Here is a 20,194-nt window from a genome sequence, read left to right on the forward strand (position 1 = left end):
ACGTTGCAGCAGATCCGCGAAGCCAGCTGGGGAGGGATGAAAATCGTCCTGCCGGCGATCATCATCCTTTGGACCGCTTCGGCGCTGTCACGGTTGACCAGTGGCAAGTCCGTCGATGGACAATCCGGTACGGCGTATGAGTTCCAAGATCATCGGCTTTACACGGGACAGTTCGTCGCCGAAACGATTTTGTCCGGGGCCAGGGTCTCTCCGGAAGATGACTCGGCGTCCCCATCCCATTCGGTTCCGATGGTGGTTCGCCTGCTGCCCACGATCGTGTTCTTGTTGGCCGCGGTGCTGTCGTTTTCCACGGGAACCAGTTTCGGCACCATGGGGTTGCTGATGCCGATGACACTGACGCTGACCGCTCCGCTGATCGGATTGCTGCCGGCCGATGCTTCGACAGTCGATGCGTTGACCCATCCGTTGATGTTGGCGACGATCGCCAGCGTGCTCTCCGGTGCCGTGTTCGGCGATCACTGTTCACCGATCTCGGACACCACCATCCTGTCCTCACAAGCCTGTGGCTGCGACCACATGGAACACGTGTTGACGCAAATGCCTTACGCGGTTACCGCTGGCACGATCGCGATCGTCGCCGGTACCCTGCCGATCGGTTGGGGCATCGACTGGGGATGGCTGATCTTGATCCAAGCGATGCTGCTGGTCGGCGTGGTGGCGATCGTGGGGAAGCGGACGCCGAGCCAGACGAGTGATTGAGTATTGATTGCCGTCGCGGTGACGAACACCACCGCCGCGGATGCTGAACGTCGCCACCTTCGCCAGCGGGTGGCTTTCCCCTGATCACCGTCTGCGTTCTGGCGACCGCAGCGACACCGAAGCGGCCCGTGATTTCGAATCCCCCTCCGAGCGAAGCCTGGCGCGGCAGATTGTTGATCGTCCTGGCGGCGGTGATGTGGAGCATGAGTGGCTTCTTCGCCAAGGCGCCTTGGTTCGACGGTTGGCCGCCGGAGTCTCGAGGCGTGCTGCTGGCGTTTTTTCGCAGCCTGTTCGCGTTGCTCATTCTGGTCCCGCTAGTTCGTCGCCCGGAGTTTCGGCTCGCGATGATCCCGATGACGGTCTGCTTTGCGTTGATGGTCTGGTCGTTCATGTCGGCGATGGTGTCCATCCCGGCCGCCAGTGTGATCTGGCTGCAATACCTTTCCCCCGCCTGGGTCATGCTGGGCGCGGTGACGATTCTCAAAGATCGCGTGCGCGGCGCCGACGTGCGGATGTTCTTGTTCTGCATTGCCGGCGTCGCCTTGATCCTCGCCATGGAACTGCGAGCCGGAGGAAACTTGCTGGCAATCGCCCTGGCCGTCCTGTCGGGAATCACGTTCGCCGGCGTGGTCCTGACGATCCGATCGATGAGCGATGTGGATTCGGCGTGGTTGATCACGCTCAACCACGCCGCGACGGTGTTGCTGTTGCTTCCCTGGGCCTGGTCCAGCCACCAAACGATTCAGCTTTCTGCGTATGTCGCACTGGGCGCGTTCGGCGTGATTCAGATGTCGATCCCGTACATCGTGTTTGCCCGTGGACTACGCCGAGTCAACAGCGCCGAAGCCTCGATGTTGATCTTGATCGAACCCATCCTGGTACCGATCTGGGTCTACCTCGCTTGGCGGCACCACCCGTCCTATGACGCGCCCCAGTGGTGGACGCTTGCCGGTGGCGGATTGATTTTCGTCGGGTTGGTCCAGCGTTACCTGCCCGCGGTGATACGCAATACCCGGCGTCGGTTTCGATAAGGCGACGCCGTGACGACCGCGAGGCGTCACCGGTTCGGCCCCATAGGCATTGGTATCTACACATCCCATAGCATCCCTCCCTGGTAGCAATGGGTACCGACACATCTTTTGCATGTCAGATCTGTTGTGAGTGGATGGCTTCGGCCAACGGCCGTTTACATCCATAGCCTTGGGCATCGCCCAAGGTCCGCAAACGAGAACGAGAGGGATTGGCCAACGGCCATGCACAATTGCCTCGTCAACCGCGAAGGTTGTGCATGGCCGTTGGCCAAATTGGACCTCATTGCGATGAGATTCCCGGGGCGGCGCAACCCTCGCAAATGCTCGGTTTGCTTGCCCCAGGCTATGGATATGCATGCCCTTTGGGCAAAAAAACGACTTGTGTAGATACCAATGCCCCGTGGGAGAGTCGAGCGTAGCGAGGAGAGGGTTTTTGTTGCTGCTCGGGACGCAGCCCTGGCCGGCGAAGTGAACACCGCGATTGACCGTTCGACCTCCCCTCGCTTCGCTCGACCCTCCTGCCAGGAGGGTGACTTCAAAAACTGCACGACCTCCACACGGGAGGGTTACTTCTTAACTTGATGCGTATAGCGCGTCACCTGCTCGGCCCGACCGTTTGTTTGTCGCTGCGATGCGACCGCGTGTTGTGCCGGACCGAGTTCGCTTCGCGAGCCCCGGCCGGGTCAGCAACCCCACTGCCCGCCATGTCGAAGATCTGTTGCGTTTCTTTGGCACGAGCCATCGCGTCCTCGTGGCTGCGACCGGCCTCGCGTTGCATTCCGTAAACCCCCGCGCCGATCGTGTTCTTGCTCATCCATTCGATCTCCGCAAGCATCTTTCGCCGCCGTTCACGTTGCAGACGCTCAGTTTCTTGCTGGTACCGCCACTGATGCGAGCTCCGGTTCGCGCTGTCGATGTCGTTTTTGTAGCGTTTAAACACCTCCTCTTCGTGTCGCAATTTGTCCGCCGGATCTCGGTAACACGGCATGAACAACAGCGCATCGGCGACATGGCCGGGAATGGTCAGATTCCGTTCCTTGAGAACACGCTCCATGACCGCGTAACGTTTCTTCAGACGGGAGATTTCAAGTTCGGTTTGCCGTAGCTCCTTTTTCGCGGCGACGCGTCCCGCGGGGGCCTTTTGCTGGGCCTGGCGTTTGAGCTGCTTGGCATCGTTTTCGCTTGCCGGTTTGGGCGGCGGAGTCGCCTTGCCCTTGTTGCGCAACGGCGGCGGAATGTAGCCCGGTGGAAACGGACCGTTGGGTCGGCGAACGGGCTCCCCGTTGATCTGCTTGATCGTCCGCGTCAGAGCGCGATGGACGCTTTGCGGGGTTCGACCATACTCATTCCACCACGCGTTGAACGTGACATCCACTTGTGCTTGCGTCAAAAACGTTGACATCGGATTCCCCCACTTGATTCGTCGGCCTGAAAACTTCCCCCTTGTTCATGCGTCCCTCGCATCCTGGTTCAGGCCGCAGGCTCTGCCCGTCAAGGCGCCCCATTTGGCAGAATCACGACTCTATCTTCGCGCATCGACGGTCCCAAAGCAAATCTTTCGGTCGCGATTGGCAAAATCGGCTGTCACGTCACGATCGACCGACGGCGCCGTTGCCTGGAAAGTGCCGCTGTCTGGACGGTGCCGCTGTCTGCCTGACGAACGCTAAAAGCCGCGAATTGATGCAAGTGTTCGGCGTGTGTTAGACTGACTCAGGTTCGCATGACGGTCAGCGATGGACTCGACATCGCTCCGGCCACTCCACCTTTTCCTGAAACACACGCACGGAAACATGAAATACTTCGCCTACGGCTCGAACTGCAACCAGGCGATCATGGAAAAGAAGGGCGTCGCATTCACGAGCGCCGAGCCGGCGGTGCTGCCGGGCTATCGATTGCTGTTCAACAAGATGGCGTTGCGCGAGGCGCTGCCGTCGGGGATCGGATTCGCCAATATCAACGAAGAACCGGCCGGCGAAGTCGAAGGCATTCTCTACGAGATCGCCGATGATTCTCTGGGGCGATTGGATGAGTCCGAACGCTATCCCGATCACTACGGGAGGATCGAAGTCACCGTTTCGTCCAAGGACCAATCGGTGACGTGCATCACCTACCAGGCCCGGCCCGACAAGATCGCTGACGGGCTTCGGCCGTCCCGCAACTACTTGAACCACATCCTGGCCGCCAAGGATTTTCTGTCGTGGCAGTACTTCGAAGCGTTGGATAAATCACAAACCTTCACGGACGATTGTGCGTGCTGCCAAAAGCCCGGTGAAGTCGTGTTTATCAAGGAAGACGATCAACTCCACATGCTGTGCCAACCCTGTCGCGAGGCGCGACTGATCTGGGGCGACACCCGAGGGCGTCGCCTGACGGTGGCCGAGACTCGTGCGATGATGACGCAGTTGGTCGAAGGCGGCCCGGGGTTCAGCTCCGTCAGCGAACTGGTCCAAGAAGCCATCGCGACCAAAGTCATCGATCCCTAAGTCGATCAGGTTTGGATTTCAAAACCCTTGCGGCTTTCCCGCGACAGGAAGGAGTTGGCTTGGTCGTCGCCGATGATTTCTCGCTTGTCCGGATCCCAGTTCAGCTCCCGTCCCAGTCGCATCGCGATGTTGGACAGGTGGCAGATCTCCAGCATCCGGTTGTGGGTCCAGACGTCGGAGATCGGTTGCTTGCGTGACTTCATGCCTTCGATGAAGTTGGCGGTGTGGTTTTCGCTGACCGGTCCACCGTACACCGCTTCGATTGCCCCTTCGGGCAGCGGATTTTGGACGAGGTCCTCGACGGGCCGACCGACGATCTTTCCGCGATTGACAAAGAAACGGCCCTTGGTGCCTTCGAACAGAATGCCGTTGTCGCCTTCGCTGGTGATGATCATCTCGACATCGTTGGGCATGTCGACTCGGATGTTGAACTGCGTCGCCGCGTTGTACTGGTCAGCGACCGTGGGGTGACCGTCCTTGTATTCGACCGGCAACGTGTAATCGATCGGAGCGATTTTGCTGGGACCGGTGTCGCTGGCGCCGAGTGCCCAGCAAGCGATGTCGACGTGGTGGGCTCCCCAGTCGGTCAGCTTGCCGCCGGAGTATTCGTGCCAGTTCCTGAAGGAATAGTGGCAATTGCTGTACAGCGGCACGCCGCCACCGTAGCCTTCTCGCAGCTCGGGTAACGCGCGATAGTCAACTTTCTGTGCCGGTCCGAGCCACAGATCCCAATCGAGCCCGTCGGGCACGGGGGCAACGGGAATCTTGGGGGACGCAACCATGCCGTTGATTCCGCAAGTGACTTTCTTGACCGTGCCGATGCGACCGTTGTTGACCAACGCGACCGCCTGCAGGAAGCGTTGTTCGGATTCGGATCGCTGCATGGTGCCGACTTGGAACACTTTTCCGGTTTCCTGGACGACCTTTTCGATCTGTTTGCCTTCGTCGATCGTCAGCGTGAGCGGCTTCTCACAGTAGACATCTTTGCCCGCATACATGGCCTCGATCGCGATCTTGGTGTGCCAGTGGTCCGGCGTGGCGATCATCACCGCGTCGATGTCTTTGCGGTCCAAGATTTCGCGATAGTCTTTGTAGGCATCGGGCGCCTTGCCCTGAGCTTTCTTGACTTTTTCGACGTTGTCTCCCAACACGTTCGCATCCACATCGGCCAAGGCGGCGAAGTCGGCAAAACGGAACGACTTTTCAGTGATCGTCCAACCCTGGTTGCGAAGCCCGATGGTGGCAAACACGGGACGCCCGTTGGCGGATTCGAATCCGACGGCGCGGTTGGACGCGGACGGCAGAATGCTCGCCGCCCCGACGGCGGCCATGCCCTGAAGAATCTGACGGCGGGTTGTTTTGCGAGACGTTGACATCTGTATTAATCCTCGGGGCGAAAGCGAATGCAATGGAGGGGGGGACGGCAAGACGGACATTGGGCCGGAAAACGGTGTGTCGCCGCATCGCAACGACGGAACGAGCGGACCGTCACCGATCCGGTTCGTCCAGCATGACCGCCGATTATACTGAAAATATCACGCCGCCTGTCTCGCGATTTGGACTAATCTCGGAGCGGTCCCCTGGGTCCGAACCACGCTCCCCTTCGTCGCAATGAACCCGCTGAAACGTTTCCGCCGCCCCAGACTTGCCGCCAAACCACCCCAGGCGCACATGACCTGGGCGTCGCAGAGCGTCTCCAGCACCATCACCCGGACCGGGGTGTTCTTAAAGAAACAGATCTGGGTTTGGCCGATCGTGGCGGTGGTGATCCTGTCGATCGTCGGCTATTTCGTGCGTGATGCCATTGAAACGACGATCAAGGGCAACGTCAGCTCGGGACTGCAGACATTGGTGGAACTGGAGTCCGAGATGCTCGCCAAGTGGTTCACGGTCCAAGAATCGACCGCCGAATCTCTGGCCAACGACAGCCAAGTCCGACAGACCGTTTACAAACTGCTGGAATCCCCGGAGGCCGGATCGCCGCCCGCGGCCGGAGCCGATTCGGAACTGCACCGCCAACTGGCTACGGAGCTTGCCCCCGCGCTGGCGGCACACGATTTCGTCGGCTTCCTACTCGCGGACAATCGCAAGCGAATCCTCTCCTCCTCCCACGCCTCACTGATCGGTCAGTCAGGGATCGACGAGTACGACCGATTTTTGGACCGGGCGCTCGAAGGCGAGACGTTCGTGTCGACGCCCTTTCCCAGCGTCGTGATGCTCAAAAACAGTAGCGGCCAGATGCGGATGGGGGTGCCGACGATGTATGTCTGCGCCCCCGTGCGCGACGCATCGTTTCAAGTCGTCGGCGTGTTGGCCCTGCAAATCCCTCCGGAACGTGAATTCACCGAAATCCTGCAACTGGGGCGGATCGGATCGTCCGGCGAATGCTACGCCTTTGATTCCACCGGCGTGATGATTTCCAACAGCCGGTTCGACGAGGATTTGATTCTGCTCGGCCTGCTGCCCGACCAAGCGGATTCGCGCTCCATGTTGCAATTGCTCGTCCGCGACCCCGGCGATGACATGACCCAAGGGTTTCGCCCCGACGTCCGCCGCTCGCAATTGCCGCTGACGAAAATGGCGACCGAGGCGATCGCGGGTCAGTCCGGTTTTGATGTCGACGGTTATCGTGACTATCGCGGGGTTCCGGTCATCGGCGCTTGGACGTGGATGCCTAAATACGAAATCGGCGTGGCGATGGAGGTCGAAGTCGCACAAGCCTTTCGACCGTTGGTGATTCTGCAACGAGCGTTTCTGGCGATCTACACGTTGTTGATCCTCAGCGCGATCGCCATCTTTGTGTTCACGCTGATCGTCGCACGGTTGCAGCGTCAAGCCCGCGAAGCCGTGATCGAAGCCCAACAACTCGGGCAATACACGTTGGAACAAAAGCTTGGCGAAGGAGGCATGGGGGTCGTTTACAAAGGACGTCATTCCATGCTGCGGCGCCCGACCGCGATCAAGTTGCTGCATGCCGACAAGGTCAACGAAGCGTCGATCGCCCGATTTGAACGCGAAGTCCAAATCACCTGCCAGCTGAACCACCCCAACACGATCGCGATCTACGACTACGGACGAACACCCGAAGGCGTGTTCTACTACGCGATGGAGTATCTCGACGGGATCGATCTACAGCAGTTGATCAATCAGTACGGGCCACAGCCCGAATCGAGAGTGATTCATATCTTGTCACAGATCTGTGGTTCGCTCTTCGAAGCCCACTCCAACGGTCTGGTCCACCGAGATGTCAAACCGGCCAACGTCATGCTCAATCGCCGCGGCTGTGAACCGGACTTGGTGAAGGTACTTGATTTCGGTTTGGTCAAAGATATCACGGAGAGTAGCGGCGGTCCGAACAAGCGGAGCGATCGATCCGAGGACGGAATGTTGACGGGCACCCCGCTGTACATGTCTCCCGAATCGATCCAGGCGCCGATGACGATCGATTCCAGCACGGACATCTATGCGGTCGGAGCGATCGGGTACTTCCTGCTGACCGGACACGCAGTCTTCGAAGCGGGCAGCATCGCGCAGCTCTGTCAAAAACACATCGAAGAATCCCCGGTGCCGCCGTCCAAGCGGGCCAAGATCGACGTCTCCGCCCCATTGGAAGACGCGATCATGAGTTGTCTGGAAAAGTCACGCGCCAAACGCCCGCAAACCGCACGCGACTTGGGGGTGCAGATCTCGCGCTGCCCGGCGGCGGGGAAATGGACGATCGAAGACGGCGACCGCTGGTGGGGCCGGCACGACCGAACCTCCGGCGACAAACCGATCATCCGACCACTCAATGCGCCACTCAATGCTTCGCTCAGCGGGGTCGATCAAGTGGCCACGATGGATCAAACCCTCGACGTCGGCGGGCAAGGGGAAACGGGCGGCGATGCCCGCTCTTGAGTAGAGGACGGCACCAACCCTGTCATCCCTTCGCCGATGCAATCAAGGTGAAGTCATTCATGGCGAAGTGCTTCAATTGGATCCATCCGAGCAGCACGGCGGGCGGGATAAAGCCCAAACAACAATCCGACGGCGAAGGAGATGGCAACGGCAAGCAATGGCGACCAGAGATGAATAATGGTGGCGACACCCCCGATCGATTCCACCAATCGCGCCCCCCCGAACCCCAACAGCACCCCGAGTACGCCTCCCATGCCGGTCAGCACGAGCGTTTCGATGAGAAACTGAAAAATAATGTCACTGCGTCGGGCGCCGAGTGCCCGACGGATCCCGATTTCCCTCGTTCTCTCTGTCACCGTGGCGAGCATAATATTCATGATTCCGATTCCGCCAACCAAGAGCGAAATCGAGGCGATTGCCGCTAGCACAAGGTGAAACACCCGTTGGGTTTGTTCGGCCCTGGCTTGGAGGTCCAAAGGGATCAAGAACGAAACCTCCTTTTCGCGGCCAGCTTGCATCAGGATCGAACGCATCAGCTGCGCGACAGGTTGCACCTGATCAGTCGATGGCAATGACACAGTCAGTTGGCTGATCTCCACTTTTTCGGGGAGTTGCAGACCACCGGGATCAATGACGGTATTGTCTCCGAATCGCATCCGATCAGACGCGTAGGGGATGAATACATTTTCGTCATAGCGTTCCCCCGAATCATTCGACACATCCATTTTCGAGTCGAGTACGCCGACGACGTAGAAGTACTTGTCATTACCGATGCGGATCGTCTCGCCGATCGCAGATGAAAGTGGAAAAAGCTGAGCCGCCACGCCGGCACTCAACACAGCGACGGCATGTCCGCCGGTTTCATCCAAGCTGTTGATAAAGCGACCATGCGCAAGACGCAGGTGAGTCAGTTCCGCAAATGCGGGAGTCACGCCGATGACACGACCTTCCACCTGATGGGATAGGTGATGAATCGTTCGCCGATGTTCGCGAGTCTGACAAAACGTCGCTCCGCGCGGCAGCAGAGCGGCAATACGGCGCAGATCGCGGTCGGTCAAACCGTATCGAATTGCACCACCGCTATTACCGTCGCGACCGACGGAATTCGATTTGACGCTCGTGACGATCACATTTTTCGTTCCGAGCTCGTTAATCATCGACATGGCTTCCGCCCGAGCTCCCTCGCCTACCGCGAGCATCACGATGACGGAGGCGACCCCGAAAACAATGCCCAGGATGGTCAGCAGCGAACGCAGCCGATGAAGCTGGATCGTCTGGAAGCCCAGTCGTATCGTTCGAAACAATTGAAACAACATCACGCCAAATACTTCGCCTTGGATCTGCCTCAGAACGCCGCCGGTGGGACGCCTGATTCACCGTGCTGGCTTCCGGCGGCCCAGTCATCGGCAAGTCGCGATCGCGAGTCCAGTGCGACTGCGTCGCCAGGACCGAGTCCGGTCAATACCTCAACGTAGTCTTCTGTGTTCTTGCCCAACGTTACTTCGACCCGCTCGAAACGATGCTCGGATTGCCGAAAACAAAAACTACGACCGGACTGTTGAGCGATCGCGGCAACAGGCACGATCACGCCTTCGGATAACTGCCCCACCTGGATCGTGACCTGGGCCGTCATTCCCGGTTTGATGCCCGCGTCCGCCGGAAATCTATCGATTGAGATCATGGTTGCGTATTCCTTCACACCTCCCGACAACCAATGTCGCGTTGCATCGTAGTAAGTCGAAATCTCCGCCACCTCGCCTACCAACGGCAAGTCTGGAAAGGCATCGACTCGGATCTTTGCGGACATGCCCGCCTGGACCTGTTGAATCTCAGACTCGTGGACGAACGCCATGACTTTCATCTCCGAGAGATCCGGAAGGCTGAACATCAACTGCTTGAACCGAACCGCTTCACCAAGTTCGATCTTCTTGTTCTTGTCCTTGGCATAGATCACAGTTCCGTCGACCGGGGCGCGCAATTCGCAGTCCTTGAGCTGTTGCTCGATCCGCCGAAGCTGCTCACGTTCCAGTTCGGCGGTGGCCAAGGCGACCTCCAGATCGGTTTCCGCTTTGCTGACTGCCGCATTGGCGCTGCTGCGGACGCGTTCCAGTTCGCGGATCGTTTCTGCAGCCTTTGCGGTCAATTCGACCTGTTGACGTTCCTTCGTGAAGCGTTCGAGTACTTGAAGCTTTTCTTGGTCGCGGCTCAGCGCATACCGTGCCCGCTCGACCGCCTGAATCTTCGCTTCAAGTTGCTCGGGCGTACGGAATCCCTTGCGAACGAGCTTTTCGAAGTGCTCGACCATGTCGTGAGCGTCCTGCAGATCTGTTTCCGCCAATGCGATCGATCCACGCAGGTCATTTAACTCAACCTGGTATTCGCCCTCAAGGTACTTTCGTCGATCCAACTCGGCCAGCGTCACGGTGAGTTGAGCCTCGGCAATCGCGCTGGCCGCAAGATTCCGCTGGATTTTGAGTTCCTCCGCAGCCGCTTTGGCCGCCGCATTGACTTGGGTCACGGTGATTCGCTGCTGGGCGTGGCGGTCGTTGATTTCAGACGGGTCCAGTTGGATCACGACATCGCCTGCCCGAACCTGGGTGCCCTCCGGAATCATTTGAACAATCCTCAACGCCGTGCCCTCGACCTCGCAAACCACCTCAACAGCCCGCGCGCTGAGCAACTCGCCCCCGGCCAACACTCGATGGGGAATCGATGTTACACGTGCCTCTGCAATGAGAGGCGCGGGAAGATCCGCCGCCGCCCAACTGGCGAAGGACTTCGTCACGCGATCGCGAACTGAGAACAGAGCAACGCTCAAAGCGGCGATCACGATCGTAAGCAAAAGTCTACTGAATCCGGACCGGGGCGCTCCGCGTGATGGAGATGCGTTCGGATAGCGGCTTACCCGCATGGGCTCAATGCGGCGGACGGGGAGCTTGGCGAGCGGCGCTCCCTGTTGAAAAGAATCAGGTGGCGTTGTCGGCTCGCGGCAAAACCTCACTGGCAGGGGGGGGGCTGGCACGAAAGCCGTCTCCGATTTGACCGTATTGGTTTAGATCAAGTGATTCAATATCGAGTAGTAACTGCATCCTCGCGGTTTCGTAGGCGACCCAAGATGCGATCAGAGAGTTTTTCGCCGACAATAGGCTGCTGAGTGCATTGAGTGCATCTTGCGTCGTGCTCGAGTCCCCGGATTGATCCGGGGCCAATAATTGTACTCGAGCCTGCTCGACTTGTCGTGCCGCTGCCACCAAGCTGTGGCGGCTGATTTCAAAGTTTAACTTTTCCGCTTCTAAGGTGCGAAGGTCGCGTCGTACCTGCTGAACCACGACATCCTGGAGCCCGATTAAATCCCGCCGCGATCGCTGGTATTGGATCAACTCGGCGCGATACTGATTTCGTTCCAAACGGCGATTGAGCGGGCCGTCCAGCGACATCCCCACCCGATAGCTGCTGGCCTTGGCGGAAAAGTCGATCGGATTGGCCGAGTCTCCCGCGGTGCCAATGTCCGCCGCCACGAAGAAGTCCAGGTCGGCTTGAAGCGCGTCTCGGGCCACGCGGACCTTTCGCCAAGAATCGACCACCATTGCCTGTCGATTCATCACATCAAGTCGACGATCCAGGGCAAGGCGGATCGCGTCTATTTGAGATACTTCAACGGTATTGAGCTCGACCAAATACGTCCGCACTTGTGTCTGGATGACGTAAAGGTCGGAAACTAAGTTGGATGCCAGTCGCACGAACGGCTCTATGGTCGCGGAATCTTCCGACTCCGCGTTCGCCATCGCGAGGTCGACCTTCAATTGAAGGCGATGCGTTTCGCGTTGGAGCTCAGCGATGCGATCTCGCATCAATCGCTGGTCTCGGATGGACCTCGTACCAATCTCTGGCTCATCGGCCTGGCGAGGGTCTCGCTGCTCCCAGCGGTGTAGCTCTTCGGCAACCACGGACAGTTGCTCAAACATCTCAGCGATTTGCTCCGCCAGCCGCTGATAGCTCAATTTTCGGTCTGCAGCATCGAGTTCCGCCCCGGCACTACGCACCTCATCGAGCAATTGGTTGATCTCGCTCTCCAACTTTTGCACCTCAGGAGAGGTCAGTTCGAAGCGGTTCAGCGGGACGTCGTCAAGCACGACCGGAAACTCCGGAGGGATGCCGAGCCGGATTTTGTATGCGTCGAGCGAGTTCTCAAGATCGTTGCGAGCTCGAATTAACGCCAATCGACCGGCTTGGTAGCTTTGAAAAACCTGATCGACCTGAAGCGGCGTGACGATGCCCGCTTCGGCGAGGGCCTCGTGGGCGAGCAGATTCTGTTGCAAGGCCTCCAGATTCTCTTCCAGATTTCGGATCGCTTGCAGCGTCAAAAGCAATTCAAGATAGCCTTGGTCGCCCGAGACGATGTCAAAGTAGAATTGCTTGCGATACCGTGCGAAGTTGCGGATTGCGTAGAGAACGTTTCTTTCCGCCTGGGTAAGATTCTCAAGACGTATGTCACGGAACGCACCTCGCAATAGCGGTTGAATCAGATCGACCGTCAAGTTGGAGACGGCGAACGTATTCTTGCCCCCGGTGAACTCCCAAACAAACGTGTTGGCAAAATTCACGAGCAATTCGCCACCGGCGGCAAAACTGCGGGTGAAACCCAAAACCGAATGGAGCGCCACTTCATCGCGTTTGCCTGCAGGCGTCACCCCTCCATCCCGGCGGTACTCGGTCGCGGAACCACCAAACCACTGAACATCGAATTCGAAGCGTTCCAACGTCAGTGCAAGCGCGCTCAGGTATACGTTTTCAAGTTCACTCTGAAAGCTTCGGCTATGCACCAATCCCAACTCGAATGCTCGATCTGCCGATAGCTCAATTTCCCCAGTGTCGTTGGTCGAAACAAAGGCGAGCCAAACATCGGATTCAATCGATGGAGCGTCACCATCGGCATGCCAGTGGCGGAACCCGGCTACACCGCCCGCGCAATGCATGTAGCGATGGGCGGCCGGATCGTCCGGTGGCATCGGGGGACAGTCCGGCGGAGAGGAATCGTGGTTGCGAGACTCAACCGGAGGCGCCACCTCCTGGCCCAGAGAATACCCAGGCGTTAACGACGATTTCTGTGAGAGGATGTGCGCCACTTCGCAGTCGGCATTCATGCGGTGCATTGCCGGCGTCGCGCACCCGCCTCCACCAACGACCATCGCCGCCAACAGAAGAACGCATCGGATTTTCCAGGAACGCATCGGGGCGGTATGGCGCAAAACGGTCGAGAAAGCTAGTCCGCACAACCCCACTAATCGGCAAAGTCTACCCAGGTTGTTTATTCGTTTTTCCCGTGTCACCGCACTCAGGGCGAGAAAACAACCCGGCCAGCCCCCCGGCAAACGCTAGCAAAGCTCGCCGGTAGCAAAACGGCCTGTCGATTAAGTCGACAGGCCGAAAGCTGGTTGGTAGCGACATCACCGGCCGGGCAATGGCGGGTCAACGGTTCGCGGCGCTCTCCGCCGTCGGTCCAATGTGCAGCGGTGATGGCGGGCAAGACGACGGTGACACCGATCGATCGCACGTCGTGCCTTTGAAGTTGCGACTCAACCGTACGCTCGGTAGTTCAAAGAATCGATACATCAGCTCGGCACCGATGAGACTGGCGATTAAACCGACACCAAGCAGGCACAATGTGATGAAGATGGACTGGTCGGCTCTCCATAGGAAATTGACTAACGAAACGCCGACCATGATGTGCACCAGATACAGGCTGTAGGAGACGCGTCCAAGATATTGCAGCCAGGGTCCCGATAACGCAGTCGACAAATGCCCGGTTCGTCCGGCAAGGTGGATTAGCAAAGCCGTCACCACGGCGGTACCAGCGCGCAGATCTCCCGAGTGGATCGCCAATCCCGCAAGTGCGACGATAAAAGCGGTGAAGATGGGAGAACTGATCTGTCGCGAGTAGGTCCAGTAACACAGGACACCGATAAAGAAGCGATGCCAGGAACCAAAGACGCTGAAATCGGAAAGGTTGGTATTCCACCAGTAGACCGAAGCGACTGCGAACGGGAGAAACGTGATCAGCAATGCCGTCTGCGAGGCATCCGAATTGAGGCGATTGAATTGACCGGAGGTCCCCCAGGAATCTGACAGGTACTGCGACAGACTGAACAAGCAGATGTAGACGAGATAGAACTGAATTTCCAGACAGAGCGTCCAGGCCACTCCAATGGTGCTGGGGAATCCGAGGACGTCTTGCAGATAAAACGCATTGGCAAGCATGCCTTTCCATTCGTGACTCCGCTCGTAGCATTCCATCAGGCCGCCGGGTAGGTAGGCAGCCCACAGCAACATGGAAAGAGCGAGTGTGGTCAAGTAGGGTGGATCCAATCGGATCGACCTGCGGAGGGCAAAGTTCGCAGCGAAACGCCCTGAGATTCGTTGATTGCCAATCGAGAAAGCGATCACAAACCCGCTGAGCACGAAAAAGACCTCCACTCCCAAGTCACCATGCCGCGCTAACGTCGGAATCGGATCTGGAAAAATGGAATTGAGCGTTGTCGCAATCGAAGACATTTCTGGAACAAAGAAGTGGCAGCACACGACCGCCAAGGCCGCTGCACCACGCATGCCGTCGAGCATCGCCAACCGGTTCGAAGACTGCGAGACAAGCAACCCGTTTGCCGGGGCTTCACTTGCGTCGTGCCTCAGAAACGATTGTGTTGACGCTGGCGTTTCTTCCAAACGACGTTCATTTCCCGGGGCAGACAAAGGGCGGCGATTCGCGAGCGTCCAAAGGAGAACGGAGGCTCCGAGAACTGACGAAGCTGCCAAGATCAACAGCCAGGTTCGGAGCCCTTGCGGCCCGTCGTAGATGGAGACATCGACGAACATGCCCGTCCGATCGATACTGGACGCGGGATCGTCCCCTCGACCTGTTTTCCCTTTGACGAAGATCTGGTACACGCCACGCTCAGCGATGGTGACGAATTGGGTTGTCACCCGGTCTCCCGTTTCCCAAGCCTCAGCTCCGTTTGTGCCGTGGTAATAGGAGATGTTCGTGTCGAAAGATTGTGATCGGCCCGTTTTCGTTTCGACCAGGCGAAACGCTAAGTTGACCCACGCATTGTCCACGGGAGACTCGCAGCGAACCGTTCGCATTTCACCATCGCGATCGACAATGATCAGCGCACGGGGCTGGACTCCTCCGACCTGCTCGCTCGGCCGTATGGCAAACTGATTCAGTGGCACCCCTGCGACTGGCGCCGCGCGAAAGGCTGAGACGGCTGCCACTGCGGAAAGGAGTAGCAAGCACGCCAACAACAGCTCTCTCGATCCGATCATACGTTTTCTTTCGATCGTTAAACGGTGTGGCGCGCCGCGGGCTGCCGACGCGTGGGGCGTCGTGGGCAAGGGGGCGTCGTGGGCAAGGATTCATGGACCGCTCGGTGCCTGCGACGCTGCGTTGCGAAGCTCCCACTCCACCAAGCCTCGGATCGAGTCCGGATGAACTCTCCAATCAGGCGTGTCGATGTCGCTGCCCCATGCACCCTCAACATCCTTGGCATAGAAAAAAACAATTCCTTTCAACTTTTCGTAGTCCCGTAATCCCATGAACGCCTGATGCAGCCAAAAGGCTTCAAAGTCGGAGCTGCCGCTGACTCCGAGTTCTGTAATGAGAAGTGGGACGTCGAGCTCCTCGACGACCTTCGCCTTCTCCTGAAACGTGGTGCGAAAGTCTCGGATGAATCCGTAGGTCTTTTGATCCCATCGCGGGTAGCTGTAGACCGGCATGCCGACATAGTCCGCGTGCTCTTTTCCCGGCCAATACCGAAGGCTGCCTTCCTTCAAAACGCCCGCCCAAATGAAACGCAACTCTGTGTTTGCGTGGCGACGAAGGAAATTGACGACGTGTTGATAGGCACCGACGAAGCGATCGGGATCGGTTCCGGACCAGGGATACCGTTCGGTCAAATCCTGATCCATTTCATGCCCCCAGGAAACATAGACCGGCCCGTTCAGAGAGTCCAAAATCCTCGCCAGATCATTGAGCGTTTCGTCGTAGCCGCCGGCCAGGATCGAAGCCAGCAAGTCGTCGCCGCGGCCGGCGATGGGCCAGGGTTCGATTGTCAGCAGGATCTGAAACCCTCGGTTCTCCATCGCAACGAGTGACTGACGCAACTTGCTGCGATCGAAGTCTGCCCAGGAGACATAAACGTGTCGCAAACGCAACGAGCGGTCGCGCTCGAATTCCCCGTCTGGGTCGTAAACACCGAAAATCAACGAATCTTCTCCCTCGGCAATCGCCTCAGCGGAAATGGTATCGGCGGATGGACCGTTGGGCGCCGTGCGTAAGTCCAACGCTATCGTGCCCGCACCGTCGTCTTCACGCTCCGAATCTCCGGTATCGCGATTTCCACCGGACGGTTCTGCCAAGATTCCGTAAAAAGCGCGGGCACCGTTGACGGCAATCATCGAAACCGGCAGGACCGCCAGAACGACAAGGCTGACGAACTGCATCGCGAGCCGTTTATCATTTTTGATTTGAGACTTCATGCTGATGAATCACTACCAAGGAAAAAAGTGCAATGACGTAAAACACCTGCGTCAAAATAATGAAGAAAAAATAGCCGGTGGCGCGTCCCGCCTCCGTGACCGACATGGTTGGAACAAAGGTCCCGATCAACACTGCGATATAGGGACTGAGCACACGCCACGGCAGCGAGGTCGGTTTTGAACCGCCTTTGGGCGTCACGCGGAACTCAACGACTTGGCGACGCACCGACATGTAGGCGCCCATGACCGACCCATAAAGCGACCAAGGCCACCGCACAATTTGGAACAAAGCGGCTTCCCAACTCAGCAGTGGGCAATTGATCGGACGCAGTATCCCGTGCCGCTTCAGATGCGACTGAATGCCGATCAACAACAGGCAGAGCGGCAGCGTATGAACAACAAAATCCAGGTAGCTGACCTCGACCCACGGCTCACCGGAAACGATCGCCCAAACCGGAAGCACCAAGCCCAGGGGAATCGAGAGGGAGAACAACGGGTACCAAAGCTCGCTGAATAAAAACTGGATCCGAAGCTTCCAAGGAAGTCGGCGCCAGTATTTGGGCAACAGCGTCAACAGCAAAACCATCAGGCTGCGCGACCACTGAAATTCTTGCGTCACACAGTCGGCATACGTTGGCGGTCCCTCTCCGTGAGCGATCGCATCGAGCGCATGGATCCCTCGCCAACCGTGACCGTTCATCATCAGGGTCGTGCTGTGGTCCTCGGCCAACTCCGGTCCAAGGCCACCGATATCACGCAAAGCCGCCGTGCGTACGGCGTAGTGCGAACCAATGCACAGCGGCGCAAAACCGTTCGAGTATCCCGCTTGCAACGGACCATGCATGATTGCTTCGGCATACAATCGCCCCCGAGCGGACCAACTCCCCGTGGCATTCTTGTCGCAGATGCTCGGTGCGGAAACGTATCCCACCGACTCATCGACGAAGGGACGAAGCACCGCTTCAAGATAGCCCGGTTCGGGGACATGGTCGGCATCCAACTGAGCAACGAAGTCGTAGTTTTGATAACCGAAGTGATCATAAAAATACGCCAGATTGCCCTCTTTGCATTTCGTCCGTCGTGGCCAAGTTTGCTGATGGTACTCGGGCGAATCTCGTCGCGTCGAAACCTGAATGCCACGGTCGGCACACCACTGCAGGATGTCGTCGCTGGGGTCTTCGTCGGCTAGCCACGTATCGTGCGGATACGATTGATCCAGCATCGCCAACAGCGTTTCTTGAACCACTTCGAACGGTTCTGATGGAGCGCGTGTGGTCACCATTGCGACCCGCCACGTCTGCGGGATGGCTAGCTGCGGATTGACCCGCTTCATCTGAACGACAAAGAACAACAGGTACGCAGGCACCACCGAGGTCCACGTAACGAGCAATGTGTTGAGCGCGAACTTGAATGACCCGGCGACGTGATCTCCATCGAACCACCAAAGGTAGAAAAAGACTACGCCTAGCAACCAGCCGGCAATCAGTACGAGCAGCGTCCGCTGATCTCGTTTGCATAAGACGTTGACCAGAACGTCGTCGGTCGACGGAGATGACTGCTCGCAAAAGGTCTGCGGCCTGATGTCCCGCACGCAGGTCACGTCACTTGAGGGGTCAGTGACACTCGAGGCCTCTCGCGAATCCTCCCCGAACGGCGGCTTCGAGGTGGAGCCAAAATCAGTTTCACCGGCAGGCTTGTACGTCGATGTGCTCACGTGGTTGCCAAACAATGCTGTTTTTGAGTTAACGGATCGTTGGCCCCGGAGCCCACTTTAACGATTCGCGTCCCGTCATCAACCAGGTCCGTGGGCCTTGTTCACTCCCCCCACTCGCGATGTCAGCTAGGCTTCATCACATCAACAACCCAATGCGATGCGACCGATGTACGCGAAACAGATCCCCGTTAAGTGTCCGCTGACGGGGATCGCAGCGTCCTCTGCAGACGCGCTCGGATTTCCCCACCATCGAGAACACGTTCCGACCACATCGCCAATGGCGGCTGAGGTCTCGTTGTCACTCCGTTGCGGCTGTCCTCCTCCCGCAGTCTTCTGGTGATTTCGTTCCAAATTATCCGTTAATATTTTGGCAACGATCAGAGTCTTAATGTCCAGCGCCGTCACGAGTGGCTCATTTTGCAGTCAACCGTTCTCCCATCGATCCGCATTGGCGGCAGCCGAAACCGGCACTGGTCTCTACTACGACGCTGGGACCGATCACATCACGCGAAACACTCCGCCGCTTTCGTCGGCCACCGCCGGCAGCAAGGACTTTCATGCGGCTTGGGATTTGAAGCAGCGTGTCACCGCGAAGGAACCGACGATGCGTAATCTGTCGACCCGCGAACAGATCGGATTCCGGTGGGCTCGGAGAGTTGAACGAAGCCCTTGATGAGAGCAACACCCGACCGTCCAGATGTTGGGGCTTAGGTTAGAGGCGGACACGTCTTGCTCGTCGCGGATCGGTTTGTTCCATTGGGTTGTCGAGCCGATTAAACTTGGCGATCTCCGCTCCCGCCCTTCCAGATTTGCCCCACCCGATGATGCGATTGCTTCTTGCCGCCGCCGCGGCCGTCTTGTGTGTCCCACACCTTTGTGCCGACCAACCCAACGTGATCGTCATCATGACCGACGATCAAGGCTACGGTGAATTTTCGTGCAACGGAAACCTGCTGACGGAGACGCCGAACATCGATCGACTGGCCGGCCAATCCGTGCGATTGACTGACTTTCACGTCGCGCCGATGTGCACGCCGACGCGCGGACAATTGATGACCGGTCTGGACGCGTTTCGCAACGGGGCGAGCAACGTCAGTAGCGGTCGCACCTTGCTAAAAGCGGATCTGAAGACGATCGCCAACGTGTTTCAAGACGCCGGGTATCGCACCGGGATCTTCGGCAAATGGCACTTGGGCGATAACTACCCCTTCCGCCCGGAAGACCGCGGTTTCGAAGAGGCGTTGTGGTTCCCCTCGTCGCACATCAACAGCGTGCCTGATTTCTGGGACAACGACTATTTTGACGACACCTACATTCACAACACCAAGCGACAGCGATACCAGGGGTATTGCACCGATGTCTTTTTTGATGAAGCCGCCGATTGGATCGCCAAGGACGATGACCGGCCATTCTTCGCCTACATCGCACTCAACGCGGCGCATTGGCCCTGGTTTGTTCCCGAAAAGTATCGTGAGCCACTGCGTAAGGCGATCGAAGACAACCCGCAGATCGTCAAACACCTGAACGAACAACAGCAGGCCGACCTGGTCAGCTTCCTCGCGATGGGTGCCAACATCGATGAGAACGTCGGCAAGCTGGATCAACGATTGCAGCAAGCGCGACGGTTTGACAACACGATCGTCGTGTTCTTGACCGACAACGGAAGCACGATGGGCCAGGACTACTTCAACGCCGGCATGCGAGGCAAAAAAACGCAGCTCTGGGAAGGCGGCCACCGTGTGCCCTGCTTCATCCGCTGGCCTGCCGGACCGATCGGGCCGGCTCGCGAGATCGACGAACTGACCCACGTCCAAGAC

The 20,194-nt window shown here is 58.1% G+C and carries 14 protein-coding genes; 6 read left to right on the forward strand and 8 right to left on the reverse strand.

Annotated elements, in window-relative coordinates:
• Together ABX749_RS01545 and ABX749_RS01550 are read left to right on the forward strand one after the other, a co-directional pair.
• Positions 1-720 (forward strand): Na+/H+ antiporter NhaC family protein (locus ABX749_RS01545; RefSeq protein WP_372894460.1); only part of this gene is annotated, 720 nt, incomplete at its 5' end.
• 128 nt (positions 721-848) lie between these two features.
• Positions 849-1,751 carry a DMT family transporter gene (locus ABX749_RS01550; protein WP_372894461.1) on the forward strand — a complete coding sequence of 301 codons (903 nt, stop codon included), beginning with the start codon at positions 849-851 and terminating at the stop codon, positions 1,749-1,751.
• A gap of 595 nt (positions 1,752-2,346) precedes the next feature.
• On the opposite strand, the gene ABX749_RS01555 is transcribed toward ABX749_RS01550, so the two are convergent.
• The gene (locus tag ABX749_RS01555; protein ID WP_372894462.1) at positions 2,347-3,153 is read right to left on the reverse strand and encodes a hypothetical protein; all 807 of its coding nucleotides are present in this window, start codon (positions 3,151-3,153) and stop codon (positions 2,347-2,349) included.
• 388 nt (positions 3,154-3,541) lie between these two features.
• Here ABX749_RS01555 and ABX749_RS01560 point away from each other — a divergent pair, with 388 nt between their 5' ends.
• Positions 3,542-4,234 carry a gamma-glutamylcyclotransferase family protein gene (locus ABX749_RS01560; protein WP_372894463.1) on the forward strand — a complete coding sequence of 231 codons (693 nt, stop codon included), beginning with the start codon at positions 3,542-3,544 and terminating at the stop codon, positions 4,232-4,234.
• A 5-nt stretch (positions 4,235-4,239) separates the two neighbouring features.
• Here the strand turns inward: ABX749_RS01560 and ABX749_RS01565 are convergent, their stop codons facing one another.
• A complete protein-coding gene (locus ABX749_RS01565; RefSeq protein WP_372894472.1) occupies positions 4,240-5,565 on the reverse strand; it encodes a Gfo/Idh/MocA family protein in 1,326 nt (441 codons plus the stop codon).
• Positions 5,566-5,845: 280 nt separating this feature from the next.
• Between ABX749_RS01565 and ABX749_RS01570 the strand changes: the two genes are divergently transcribed.
• Positions 5,846-8,131 carry a serine/threonine protein kinase gene (locus tag ABX749_RS01570; protein WP_372894464.1) on the forward strand — a complete coding sequence of 762 codons (2,286 nt, stop codon included), beginning with the start codon at positions 5,846-5,848 and terminating at the stop codon, positions 8,129-8,131.
• Between the two features lie 53 nt (positions 8,132-8,184).
• Here the strand turns inward: ABX749_RS01570 and ABX749_RS01575 are convergent, their stop codons facing one another.
• From ABX749_RS01575 to ABX749_RS01600, 6 genes are all read right to left on the reverse strand, one after another.
• The gene (locus ABX749_RS01575) at positions 8,185-9,447 is read right to left on the reverse strand and encodes an ABC transporter permease (RefSeq protein WP_372894473.1); all 1,263 of its coding nucleotides are present in this window, start codon (positions 9,445-9,447) and stop codon (positions 8,185-8,187) included.
• Between the two features lie 29 nt (positions 9,448-9,476).
• Entirely contained in the window at positions 9,477-10,745 is a 1,269-nt protein-coding gene (locus tag ABX749_RS01580) for an efflux RND transporter periplasmic adaptor subunit (protein ID WP_372894465.1), read from the reverse strand.
• Positions 10,746-11,097: 352 nt separating this feature from the next.
• The gene (locus ABX749_RS01585) at positions 11,098-13,275 is read right to left on the reverse strand and encodes a TolC family protein (RefSeq protein ID WP_372894466.1); all 2,178 of its coding nucleotides are present in this window, start codon (positions 13,273-13,275) and stop codon (positions 11,098-11,100) included.
• Between the two features lie 325 nt (positions 13,276-13,600).
• Positions 13,601-14,737 carry an acyltransferase family protein gene (locus ABX749_RS01590; RefSeq protein WP_372894467.1) on the reverse strand — a complete coding sequence of 379 codons (1,137 nt, stop codon included), beginning with the start codon at positions 14,735-14,737 and terminating at the stop codon, positions 13,601-13,603.
• Positions 14,738-15,541: 804 nt separating this feature from the next.
• Positions 15,542-16,663 carry a glycoside hydrolase family 26 protein gene (locus ABX749_RS01595; protein WP_372894468.1) on the reverse strand — a complete coding sequence of 374 codons (1,122 nt, stop codon included), beginning with the start codon at positions 16,661-16,663 and terminating at the stop codon, positions 15,542-15,544.
• A complete protein-coding gene (locus tag ABX749_RS01600) occupies positions 16,641-18,029 on the reverse strand; it encodes a glycosyltransferase family 2 protein (protein WP_372894469.1) in 1,389 nt (462 codons plus the stop codon). Before ABX749_RS01600 ends, ABX749_RS01595 begins: the two co-directional genes overlap by 23 nt.
• Before the next feature lie 736 nt (positions 18,030-18,765).
• On the opposite strand from ABX749_RS01600, the gene ABX749_RS01605 reads away from it, so the two are divergent.
• Together ABX749_RS01605 and ABX749_RS01610 are read left to right on the forward strand one after the other, a co-directional pair.
• Positions 18,766-19,050 carry a hypothetical protein gene (locus ABX749_RS01605; protein WP_372894470.1) on the forward strand — a complete coding sequence of 95 codons (285 nt, stop codon included), beginning with the start codon at positions 18,766-18,768 and terminating at the stop codon, positions 19,048-19,050.
• A 148-nt stretch (positions 19,051-19,198) separates the two neighbouring features.
• Positions 19,199-20,194, forward strand: a 996-nt coding sequence (locus ABX749_RS01610) for an arylsulfatase (RefSeq protein WP_372894471.1), incomplete at its 3' end; no start/stop codon positions are given.

This window comes from Stieleria sp. (assembly GCF_041595215.1).
GTDB classification, from domain to species: domain Bacteria; phylum Planctomycetota; class Planctomycetia; order Pirellulales; family Pirellulaceae; genus Stieleria; species Stieleria magnilauensis.